This is a genomic window from Pseudomonadota bacterium, assembly GCA_022572885.1.
GTDB lineage: Bacteria > Pseudomonadota > Gammaproteobacteria > Steroidobacterales > MnTg04 > MnTg04.
Window position 1 is genome coordinate 1 of the sequence record JACZVC010000044.1, and the last position, 11064, is coordinate 11064.

Below are 11064 nucleotides of genomic sequence, written 5' to 3' on the forward strand. Positions count from 1 at the left end.
CCGAAGCCTGCGTGCCGATGACATGGACAGATCGGCGAACTTGAACTTTGTTCAAATATTCCACACAATAATCCAGATTGTCAAGCGCCGGCCACACCTCGTGTAATCGTTGTAGCAAGCCGGACAAGAGCCTGAAAATACATCCCCATGATGAGTAAGCAATTAACCTGGCGAGGATGAAATGTCTGATATCGAAGTCGAAGTAAGGGGAGAGGTCTCCTGGATCCGCCTGAACCGCCCGGAGCGCATGAATGCCTACGATGCGGAGATGGCGCAAGCTTTGATCGAGGCTATTGAGAACGCGGTTGACAGCGGCGTGATCGTGCTTACCGGGGCAGGCCGCGCCTTTTGCGCCGGCGGCTACCTGGCCAATCTGAGCGATCCGGATCCGGCCGCTCTGAGAAGCATGTTTTACGGTTCGCTGCGTCTCTACGAGGCGATCAGGACCAGCCCGCGTCCGGTCATCGCAGCGGTAAACGGCGCGGCCGCCGGGGGCGGCAACGAGCTGGTGGTTGCCTGCGACCTCGCAATTGCCGCCGAAAACGCGACTTTCGGCCAGACAGGGGTACGGGTTGGCAGCGCACCGGTCCTCGGCGGCACGAATTTCCTCACAATGAATATCGGTGAGAAGCGCGCCAAGGAAGTGGCCTTTCTGTGCCGACGCTATCCCGCGAAGGAGGCACTTGACCTTGGCTGGATCAACGCGGTTGTCCCGGGTGAGCAGCTTGAAGACGAAGTCACCAAATGGGCTGATGAGTTACTCAAAATGAGTCCCCGCTATCTCGAGATCGCCAAGATCAGCTCGAATGTCTGGTGGAACCAGTGCCGCGATGCTTATCTGAGTGGACTCGGCATGCTGGTCCAGGCCATCGGGTCGAAGGATATGATCGAAGGGGCAACCGCCTTCATGGAGAAGCGACCGCCTCAGTTCGAGGGACGGGCGAAAAAGTAATTCCGCTACCTCATGAATGGCACAAGAAAAATCACCGAGAACATGTGCGGGGCTACAGTCCATGAATTTTGAGCTGGACCCGAAGTACCTGGAAATTCAACAGCAGGCTCGGGAATTCGCTCAATCGATCGAACCCCTGGCCGAGGAAGCCGACGAATCCAGTGAAGTCCATGCCGGCGTGCTGGCCGCCCTGCAGAATAGTGGGCTCAGCGAACTGATGGTCACCACGGAGTACGGGGGGCGATTCGAGCGGCTTGATCCCCTTGCAATTTGCGTCGTACGGGAAGTACTGATGGCGACGTCGGCCCACGCCGACTCCTTATTCGCCCTGCAGGGCATTGGCAGCTATGCCGTCACGGTGGCGGGTTCGCCTGATCAACGCGCGACCTGGCTCCCGCGTGTCGCATCGGCCGAGAGCCTCGCCGCCCTCGCACTGACGGAGTCAGATGCGGGTTCCGATCTGAAAGCGGTATCGACCGAGATAGTGGCCACGAGCGACGGACTCCTTTTGAACGGTTCGAAATCGTTCATCTCCAACGGCGGCAGCGCGGCTTTCTATGTCGTCTTTGCCAAAGAAGAATCCGGATTTTCGATGGTACTTGTTCCGTCGGAAACAGCAGGTGTATCCGTAACGCCCACACCGGAACTCATCGCTCCCCACGTACTGGGCGAAATCCACTTCGAAGACGTCGCGCTGCCGGCGGACGCGCGCCTCGGTGAACCGGGCCAGGGGCTGGATCTCGTGCTGGCAACCCTCGGTGTGTTCCGCGTCTCCGTGGCAGGCGCCGCCGTCGGCCTGGCGCAAGCCGCCCTGGAAGAGGCGGTCCGCCACACCCGGACTCGAATCCAGTTCGGTCGTCCGCTCGCCCGCCTAGGGCCGGTGGCACAGATGCTCGCCGACTGTTGGACCGAAATCGAACAGGCCCGGCTATTGACTTATCGGGCTGCTTCACTGGCGAAAATCGACCCGGGAGCCAACCTTCACCACTCGTCGATGGCGAAGCTCGCCGCTAGTGAGACAGCGTCACGCGTGGTAGATCGCTGTGTGCAGATGATGGGTCGGTTCGGCCTTATTCGAAACTCGAAAATCGAGCGGCTCTATCGGCAGGCCCGGCCAATGCGAATCTACGAGGGCGCCTCTGAGGTGCTTCGTCTCGGCATTGCCCGTCAACTCACCGAGGAAATCCCGTGATCGATTTCGAACTCGAAGGGAAAGTCGCAATCGTTACCGGCGCAAGCCGTGGACTTGGACGTGCGGCGGCGACAGCACTGTATGAGCAGGGCGTTCGTGTGCTCGCTGTAGCCCGCACTCTCGATGATTTGAAAGAACTGGAATCCCTTGCCCCGGAGAATGTCCACGCCAGGCAATGCGATATGCATGACACCGAGGACGTTGCACAGCTGCCCGGGGAAGCTATCGATGCCTTCGGGGGGCTCGACATCGTCGTGAACAACGCGGGGATCGCGCCCGCCGGGCGATTTCTCGAGCAGGACGCGCAAGTCTGGGACGAGGTGATAGCGGTCAATGTCACAGCCCCCGCAACATTGACCCGGGCCGCAGGTGAACACCTGATCGGCCAGGGCTCAGGAAAAATCATCAACATCGCCTCGACATCCGGCATTCTCGGTAAGGCGATGCTGGTTGCCTACTCGACATCCAAAGGTGCCTTGCTCCAGTTCACCAAAGCACTTTCGGCTGAGTGGGCCAGTAAAGGAGTCCAGGTCAACGCGATTGCACCCGGGGCTTTCGCAACGGACGCACAGCGTGCCGTGCTCGACTCACCCGACATTCTCAAGCGCCGCTTGCGCAAGATTCCTGCCAGGCGTATGGGCGAGAGTAGCGAGCTTGGACCGCTGATCTGCTACCTGGCCTCGAGCAAATCCGATTTCGTCACCGGTAGCGTTTTCGTCATCGATGGCGGTGAATCCTGCAAACTATAAAGCATAAATTATCTGACAATGTCATCAACGGAATCCCCAGTGGAAGAGACAGCGAAAATCGAATCGACCATGCGCGGCGGTAAACGGCGGAAACGCATATTTCAAGCGCTTCATGATTGCATCATCGAGAAAGGCTACGCGAAAACTACGTTGGTGGACGTGGCACGGACCGCCGAGATGACGCCTAGCCATCTGCTCTACTACTTCAGCGGCAAGGACGCCATTCTCGAGGACTTCTTTGAGGATGTGGCGCAGCGAATTGTCGAGCGTATGGAAGGTTTCCGAACTGAGACAGCCGAGCGTCGGATTACTCTCCTCGTCGACCTTTTCTTCGCTGGCAAAGGCATCACCATGTCCGAGATTGGCTTCATGCTCGAGTGCTTCGGAGTGGCCGTGCACGACAGTCAACTCCATAGCGAGAAGACCGCGCTGGACCGTTTCTGCAAGACATACCTGGAGGAATTATTTGTTGAGTCGCCGTGCGGCGCGTCCTATGCTCGGGACTCAGCTGAGGTTGCTTATGCCATGCTTATCGGCTTGCGCACAGCCGTGTACTTTGACGAGCGCATCGGGCTACCCCGGGCGCGCCGCCTGTTCCATGCCTCGATATTGAACCTCGCAAACTCCGGTCAGCTCGGTCAATGACTGATCAAATCCCGTGGCTGGCACGTACCACAGAGGAAGCAATCGAGCCGGACCTCCTGATCTGTGATCCCCATCACCATCTATGGGACCTCCCCGAGAGCCGTTATCTTGTCGATGAGCTACTGAAGGATATTGGAGGGGGCCACCGTGTGACCACCACGGTGTTCGTAGAGTGTGTGCAGATGTACCGAACGGACGGTCCGGATGAGATGCGCCCGGTTGGCGAGACCGAGTTTATGGAACGGATCACTGGAGCGAGTGAGAGCCGTGCCGGCAATGTACGTGTGGCTGCCGGAATTGTCGGATTTGCAGAGTTGACCCTGGGCCCGGCCGTGCAGCAAGTCATCGAGGCACATATGAAGGAGAGCAGTCGGATTCGAGGACTTCGCTACGCAAGTGCGTGGGATGCGAGTGAGCAGATTCGCAACGCGCACACGAAGCCACCAAAAGATCTGCTGCAAAACCGGGCGTTCCGTGCGGGCTTTGCCTGTCTGGGCAAGCTTGGCCTCTCATTCGACGCATGGCTATACCACCCGCAAATACCTGAGCTTGCCGACCTCGCCCGGGCGTTTCCCGACATAACTATCGTGCTCGATCACATTGGCGGCCCCTTGGGAATTGGCCCGTACGCCGGCAAGCGCGAGGATGTGTTTGCATTATGGCGGAAGAACATCACCGAGCTCGCGCAGTGCGCAAACGTAGTCGTTAAATTGGGCGGGCTCACGATGACCATGAGCGGGTTCGGCTGGCATAAGCGCGATGCGCCGCCGGGTTCGATCGAATTGGCGGAGGCCATGGCTCCCTACTACCAAACCTGTATCGACTGTTTCGGTGTGGAGCGCTGCATGTTCGAGAGCAACTTCCCCGTTGACCGGGCCTCCTGCGCTTACACTATTCAATGGAATGCGTTCAAACGCCTGACTCAAGGTTACTCGCAAGCAGAGCGCTCCGCGCTCTTCCACGACACCGCTACACGCGTCTATAGACTGGACGGCTGAAGGCGGCGATCGGGTTGGCCGGTTTCAATCGCCGGGCATTAGGACGCACCGGTCGCTTAGAAAAAAAGCATCATCCGGGCCACGCGTCATTGTTTAACCTCAGCTTGTACTACCGGATCCTCTGTCTATGGTCGCGCTCAAACAGTGTGCAATAATCCGATCAGTCACAAAATTTGACGCAGGGAAACTCAAAAATTATGGATTTTCAACTCACCGAAGAACAGGAGCAGCTTAGCGAAACGGCCCGGCGGTATGCGCGTGAGCAGCTGCCCGAGATCGCAGAGGAGATCGAGCGGACTGGTGTGCCGCCGAGTAAGGCCTTGCTTAAACAATACGCCGAAATGGGCTTTCTTGGCATTAATGTCCCGGAACGATTCGGGGGTTTGGGTCTGGGCAATCTTGAAGCCCTCATCGTTCTCGAACAGTTCGCTCAGATATCGTCGGCAGTGGCATTTCCAATATTCGAATCCTGCGTCGGGCCAGTGCGCGCCATTGAGAAATTTGCAGACGAAAAGCTCGCGAATGAAGTGCTTCCCGCTGTGTGTCGAGGTGAAAAAATTGTAGCGGTAGCGATGTCTGAACCCGAAGCCGGGACTGCACTAACCGATCTAAAAACGCGCGCCGAGTTCAAAGGCGAAAGGGTCATAATTAACGGTACTAAACGATGGTGCTCGGGCGGCGGCCATGCCGACGGCTACGTGGTTTATTGCCGGATGTCCGACGATCCCGGCGCTCGCGGCATCGGCGCTGTCTATGTGGAAAAAGATACTCCGGGATTGAGCTTTGGCGAGCAAGAAAGGTTGATGGGCTTTCGGGGGATACCGTCCTCCGACATCTTCCTTGATGACGTCACCGTGCCGGCTTACCAGGTTGTTGTCCCGGCCGGCGGTTTTCGAAAGCTGATGGAGGCATTCGACCTGGAGCGCTGTGGCAATGCGACGATGGCTCTTGGTCAGGCATCGGGCGCCCTTGAAGATGTCGTCGCCTACGTCCAGGAGCGAAAGCAATTCGGCAAACCCATCGTCGATTTCCAGGCAGTGCAACTCAAGCTTGCTGAAATGCGGATGCAGGTGGACGCCGCTCGACTCCTGATCTATCGCGCAGCCAGCAATGCGGAGGATGGCTTGCCGGATATACTTCACTCATCACTGGCAAAGTGTTTCGCCAACGAAATTGCGCGCACCGTTACCAGTAATGCAGTGCAGCTCATGGGGGCATATGGCTATTCAAAGGAGTACCCGGCGGAGCGGCGCGTGCGGGATGCCTGGGGTTGGGGCATCGCCGGCGGCACAATCGACATCCAGAAAGTCAACATCGCATCTGCCATGGTGGGTCGACGGTTTGACCAGCGGAAATAGAATTCTCGGCCTAACACCAGATGGAAAAAATCTGCTTTCGACCGGGTGAGTAGCCCCGGGGAATTTCACCCTGAGGCCCTCGCAGAACTGTACGTGAACGTCACTGTTTATACGACCCCATCAGTCAGCCGAACGGCTTTGTCGCAACCATGGGTTCCTCCCCTTTCGGGTTGACCCAATCGTGAGACCGACTGACGCAACTCCTTGGCTCCGTCGGCATTACCAGACTTCATCACTACTACGGGTTGCTCCGCCCCGGTGCGCTGCATCGGTACGCTCATTCTTGTGGCGCCAACCACTCGAATTTCTCTCTTAGCATCCGCACGACCGGTTTCCACGTTCCCTATCGCAGCCAGAAACAGCGTCACGCCACCTCTACACCGGACACCACCCAGCCAATCACCAGGCACTCGCTGGATTCCTCCCATGCCACTGCATCAGACTCGGTTTTGATGTCGCCCGATGTTTCTTTTGATGCTTCATTTGTGGTTCGCTTACGCTCGTCTCACTGTCCCGCACATGATGTCTCTTGCGACGCCTTTTCCCTAACGCTCACTACCCCGGCTCCTGACCCAAGCAGCTCAGGGTGGTTTAACACCTCCCCCTGCAGGGCGGCTTTGGAGGGCCTACCTCCATCTCTCCTGGAGTTACAACACTTTCAAAGAACTCCTTTTTCTTCTTCTGTGCCTCGTGGCACAAAGGCTGTGTAAAAACGCAAAACGCCAGAGCCGGTGGTTAATTGCAGTGGCTGTCGCGATTTGCCGATACCGATATGGGCAATCGGCATCTCATCTGCGACGCCTTGGTAGCCAATATTGGAGTGCTGTCCCATCGGCTACGAAATTCGGCGAGTTTTCACACAGCCTTTGCGCCACGAGCGCTGATTTAAACGCGATGATGCATCGTGTGCAGTGCGCAACTGCAAAGGAGATGGAGGTAGGTCCTCCGAAGTCGGCATGCAGGTGCAGGCTTCAAACCACCTCACGCTGCTGTGGTCAAAAGCCACGGTGGTGAGCGGTGAGGAAAAGGCGTACAGGATACGTCAGGTAGGAAACAGTGAGACGAGCGCAAGCGAACCATTGCTGACGCATCGAAATGAAAAACGGATGACATCGAAACCGGGACTTAGGCTGTGTCGCGGGAAAGAATCCAGCGGGTGCCTGTTGACTGGCTGGGTGGTGTCCGGTGTGGAGGTGGCGTGACGCTGTTTCAGGCTCTTTTGTGGAACGTGGGAACCCTTCATGTGATGTTAAGAGAAAACCCTATAAGTGCAACCCACGAAGGGGGAAAGTATCGATGCACATGAAGGGGGCGGATCATCCCGTAGTAGCGATGAAGTTCTTGTAATGAGGATAGAGCGAAGGGGATGAGTCAGCTCGCCCGGTGAGCAGGGTCAACCGCGTGAGCGGGAGGAGCCTTGTTCACGGGCGTCGGCCTGCCACCGTGAGGTGGTTCGCGCATGGCTGGCACGAGCCGTATGAGTCGAGAGGCTCACGTACGGATCTGTGGGGGACTGGAGGTGAGACTCCTCCGGTCTACCCGGCCGGCCAGGAGCGGACATTATGGGCTTCACTCAACCGTCCGCGGCGAAGGGGTAAGCCCCCGAGTTCTTTTTTAGTCCGCAGGCTCAGACTTCTCGCGGCTGCACAGCCATGTACCGTCGGCTTGGCGTTCATAAACCGCAATCCATCGGATACGTTCAGTCTTACTTTCCCCACCCGACTTTGGCGTTTCAATGCAGGTATCGTGTCCCCATCCTGTAGCGAGATCCCCAACGATCTGAAAACCATCATAAGCACCGGAACATGAAATATCGTTTTCGGCCCATTCAGATTCCCAGTTGGCAATTATTTCGCTCCTCCCACTTGCGGTGCTAACACGGGCGTCTGAAGTATAGAGGTCGGCGAGGCCGTTAGCGTCCTCTGCGTTAAAGGCCGCGTACCACGGCGCCAACAGTTGCTCCTGTGCCCATGCAGGAACATCGCCAGCAGAGGCCGGGGTTGTGATCCCAATGAGAAGAATGTATGTCACCAGAGTGACAGGACTCAGTCGATTTTGCGTTGTCATAGGATTTCTCTTTCGTTGTTTGCGCCATGACGAATGTAGGCATCAGGTACAGTATAAACAACAAGACTCATTGCCGCCGCTGTAGATCGTGCAAGCAATATGGACTCAGTCTAGAATGTCCGCAAAGGGTCGGTAGCGGTAGTTCAGCACTCTACCATCCTAATGGCCGCTAACGGGGGTGAAGCAGACATTGTTTGACCGTAACTACGGACGATTTACAACCACAATGGGGCCCCAGATCCAGGTGCCGCCAGAGGCAAACTTACTTTTCCTAAACTTATCAAGGACCCCGTTTGTCACGCGACCGCGATTCTAAAAGGACCCTTTCTGAATTTTTTTAAAAAACAAAAGAGACAAAACTCGTATTTAACGCACGCAAGTCGTCAGTAGGGGTAGGGGCACTCCCTATCGGAGAACGTGCCCAGAAACCCTGAACCGTCATGTCTGACGGGTATTAAATCGGCAGTGCCTCGATCAGCCCGATTTAGGCGTTTTCTATGCCTTGAAGCAAGAATTTCATCCCTAGTGTTTATGCGGGTTACAGCGTGTCAACATGTACACCCGGTACCTTACTATTGATTGCAGATTTTCTGCTCTTTACGCCCTTTATAATCAATGACTTAAAAGGCCGTTTTGGCAATCCCGCGGTATCTCTCTCACAAGGTTTCACATTCGCACAAAAAGGTGTTTTTAGACCCTTCGAGGACTCACTGACAAAACTGACAAAACCTGGATGTCTGCTTTTTCCGAAAGCGGACGTTCATGAATCTGAATTTCACTAGTTTTCTCCTAATCGGTCGCGTGAATTATTCCGCTGCGTCACTTGCGAGTGCTATCGCTTCGATTTCAATCATCGCTTCGGGTGTGTAAAGCGCCTTAATCTCAACGATGCTGTCCGCTGGATACGGTGCTGAAAAATGTTTTCTGCGTAATTCAACCACGTGATTGAACTGATCCATATCGGTAACGAATATGGTCACTTTCACGACTTTTTCTAAAGAACTGCCCGCAGCGGTTAACGCACGCTTGAGGTTCTGAAAGGCTTGCTCGCCCTGGACAGCAAAGTCGCCTTCAACGATTTTCCCGTCGTTGTTGTAGCCCGCTTGCCCAGACACGAATACGAATGGGCCTGACCTGATCGCCTGCGAAAGCAAGTACGGCGCATAAGGATCGGGTTGAGTGGTTACGCCTTCAATATCCATTTTGGTTCTCCTACTTAATGTATAACGTGTTTTGGTTTTAGAAAATTCCTGAGGTTCGTGAATACGACCAAGAGCCTTATCCAGCCGTCTTTAGGATTCTGGGTATGTCGCTCCACCAGCTTCAAGGTTCACAAGCAGTGAGCGCAATGCCTTCGGGTCGTAAACGCCTTGAAGTAGATGGCCATCTATGAAGACACTCGGAACGGAGTTGACACCAAACTCCATGGCCTTGTGCAAAGCCCCATCATGGGAATCTGTAAACTCGCCTGACTCTAAAGCAGCCCGGAATAAATGCTCATCCAAGCCGACTTCGCCCGCCAGCGTGGTCAGTTCAGCTAGGTCGCCGATGTCGCGGTCTTCTTGGGCCAACAGGGTCAGCGACGTCGGAGTGCGAAAGCGCCGGTGGAACCAACGCGTCCCGAGCGCCGGGTTGTTAGCGTCGATGTAGACGACCTCCTCGACGATGAACCCGTCGTTCAGGTAGAACCTGGAGTCGTTGCGGGTCATCTTCGGGGCGGCGAAGAATCCCGTCTTGAGGTCGTGCGAACCGGTGAAGTACGACAGGTCGCCGCGGAACAGACGGTACGTCGACGGACCGACCGTGATCGACTCCAGGTTGCCGGTCTCGACCAGCCGTCCCGAACCACGCGCGCGACCGCTGACGAGTCGGATCGACTCGTGGACCGTGATCTCCGGTCCTGACAGGCCGAAGTCCGTCAGCGCGTCGAAGCTCTGGTAGGCCGACGTCTTGTTGTTGTACGAGGCCACCAGCTCCAGGCTGGCGTTCTCGTTGAAGATCGTCGATGCCTTCAGGCCGAACAGGCTGCCGCCGGTCTGGCGCGTGCCGAGCCGCTTGCCGTGGTACTCACGCATGCCCGAGATATCGACCTTGTCGTGCTGGTAATAGCCGTTCAGCAGAGTCTTGCCAGTGGTGGCGCTGAGCTTCAGGTAGGGGAAGAAGCCCTCGTAGATGTTGTTGAACGGGGTCCAGCTGGGGTCGAAGTCAAGCTGCCGCTGTACGTCCTCGGGCGTGCGGCTGATGCCGGTCTCGTTGCGGGAGAAGCGGCCGGCGCCAAAGAACCAGACCGCGTCCTTCTTGATCGGCCCACCGATCGAGAAGTCGGCCTGGCTTACCTTGTTGATCGACGGCGTCGAGGGGCTCGTTTTGTCGGGGTCATTGTCGCCGTTCCACGAGAGCGGCTGATACGTGTACCCCAAGGTCCCCGCGAGCTGGTTGCCGCCGCTCTTGGTGACGATGTTCATGATCAGGCCGGTACCGATCGGCTGGTCGGCGCCGACGCCGCCGCTCCGGACCTCGATATCCGCGATCATTTCGGTGCTCATCTGCACGTAAGTGACCTGCGAATCGCGATAGCCGGTGCCGGTCTGGCCCTCGAGCTGGATCACGTGCGCGAAGTGCTCGGTGCCGTGGCCGAAGTAGACCATACGGCCACTACCGTCATCGAATGGCCGGGCGTTGACCCCGGGCGTCAGCTCGAGAAAGTCGGACCAGTTCTTGCGCCCGGTGACCGGCACGGCGCGCTGGAAGTCGCCGTCGATCGTGAACACCTGTCCCGGCTTGCTGATGTCGAGCATCGGCGAGGCGCCGGAGACGGTCACCGTCTCCTCGATGCCGCCAAGCTGGAGGCTCATGTCGAGACGGAAGCCGGCGCCGGCTCGCATCACGACCTCGGTCTCGATCGTGCGGACCCCGGCGATCTCCGCTCTCACCGTGCACGGTCCCGGTGGCAGGTTGAGCAGTCGGTAGTAACCCTGAGCGTTGGTGAAAGAGGTACGAGTACCGAGGAAGTCTGGGCTCTCGGCGGTGACCACGACGCCCTTGCCAGCGGCGAGGCCGTCCGCCTTGACGACGACGGGAAAGCCGAAGGTCGCGGCGAGGG

Annotated in this window: 10 protein-coding genes; 6 read left to right on the forward strand and 4 right to left on the reverse strand. The window is 57.1% G+C overall.

What is annotated here, in order from left to right; translation table 11 throughout:
• The first annotated feature begins 181 nt into the window (after positions 1-181).
• The 6 genes from IIA05_12340 (at position 182) to IIA05_12365 (ending at position 5894) form a co-directional block, all read left to right on the forward strand.
• On the forward strand, positions 182-952 hold the full coding sequence (locus IIA05_12340) for an enoyl-CoA hydratase/isomerase family protein (GenBank protein MCH9027880.1): 771 nt from the start codon (positions 182-184) through the stop codon (positions 950-952).
• 61 nt (positions 953-1013) lie between these two features.
• The gene (locus IIA05_12345) at positions 1014-2144 is read left to right on the forward strand and encodes an acyl-CoA dehydrogenase family protein (protein ID MCH9027881.1); all 1131 of its coding nucleotides are present in this window, start codon (positions 1014-1016) and stop codon (positions 2142-2144) included.
• Positions 2144-2893 carry a glucose 1-dehydrogenase gene (locus tag IIA05_12350; GenBank protein MCH9027882.1) on the forward strand — a complete coding sequence of 250 codons (750 nt, stop codon included), beginning with the start codon at positions 2144-2146 and terminating at the stop codon, positions 2891-2893. The genes IIA05_12345 and IIA05_12350 overlap by 1 nt, the downstream gene beginning before the upstream one ends.
• 39 nt (positions 2894-2932) lie before the next feature.
• Positions 2933-3538 carry a TetR/AcrR family transcriptional regulator gene (locus IIA05_12355; GenBank protein MCH9027883.1) on the forward strand — a complete coding sequence of 202 codons (606 nt, stop codon included), beginning with the start codon at positions 2933-2935 and terminating at the stop codon, positions 3536-3538.
• A complete protein-coding gene (locus IIA05_12360; protein MCH9027884.1) occupies positions 3535-4536 on the forward strand; it encodes an amidohydrolase family protein in 1002 nt (333 codons plus the stop codon). Before IIA05_12355 ends, IIA05_12360 begins: the two co-directional genes overlap by 4 nt.
• A 197-nt stretch (positions 4537-4733) precedes the next feature.
• Positions 4734-5894: an acyl-CoA dehydrogenase family protein gene (locus IIA05_12365; protein ID MCH9027885.1), complete on the forward strand. Its 1161-nt coding sequence runs from the start codon at positions 4734-4736 to the stop codon at positions 5892-5894.
• 107 nt (positions 5895-6001) lie between these two features.
• Here the strand turns inward: IIA05_12365 and IIA05_12370 are convergent, their stop codons facing one another.
• The 4 genes from IIA05_12370 to IIA05_12385 form a co-directional block, all read right to left on the reverse strand.
• The gene (locus IIA05_12370; protein ID MCH9027886.1) at positions 6002-6304 is read right to left on the reverse strand and encodes a hypothetical protein; all 303 of its coding nucleotides are present in this window, start codon (positions 6302-6304) and stop codon (positions 6002-6004) included.
• A gap of 1204 nt (positions 6305-7508) precedes the next feature.
• Positions 7509-7961: a DUF4440 domain-containing protein gene (locus IIA05_12375; GenBank protein ID MCH9027887.1), complete on the reverse strand. Its 453-nt coding sequence runs from the start codon at positions 7959-7961 to the stop codon at positions 7509-7511.
• A gap of 806 nt (positions 7962-8767) precedes the next feature.
• Positions 8768-9163 (reverse strand): RidA family protein, encoded by a 396-nt coding sequence (locus IIA05_12380; protein MCH9027888.1) that lies wholly within the window; start codon positions 9161-9163, stop codon positions 8768-8770.
• 90 nt (positions 9164-9253) lie between these two features.
• On the reverse strand, positions 9254-11064 hold a 1811-nt coding region (locus tag IIA05_12385; protein ID MCH9027889.1), incomplete at its 5' end, for a carboxypeptidase regulatory-like domain-containing protein.

Coding starts and splice junctions, on each gene's coding strand:
- IIA05_12340 (MCH9027880.1), top strand. CDS start 182: ATGTCTGATATCGAAGTCGAAGTAAGGGGAGAGGTCTCCTGGATCCGC.
- IIA05_12345 (MCH9027881.1), top strand. CDS start 1,014: ATGAATTTTGAGCTGGACCCGAAGTACCTGGAAATTCAACAGCAGGCT.
- IIA05_12360 (MCH9027884.1), top strand. CDS start 3,535: ATGACTGATCAAATCCCGTGGCTGGCACGTACCACAGAGGAAGCAATC.
- IIA05_12365 (MCH9027885.1), top strand. CDS start 4,734: ATGGATTTTCAACTCACCGAAGAACAGGAGCAGCTTAGCGAAACGGCC.
- IIA05_12375 (MCH9027887.1), bottom strand. CDS start 7,961: ATGACAACGCAAAATCGACTGAGTCCTGTCACTCTGGTGACATACATT.
- IIA05_12380 (MCH9027888.1), bottom strand. CDS start 9,163: ATGGATATTGAAGGCGTAACCACTCAACCCGATCCTTATGCGCCGTAC.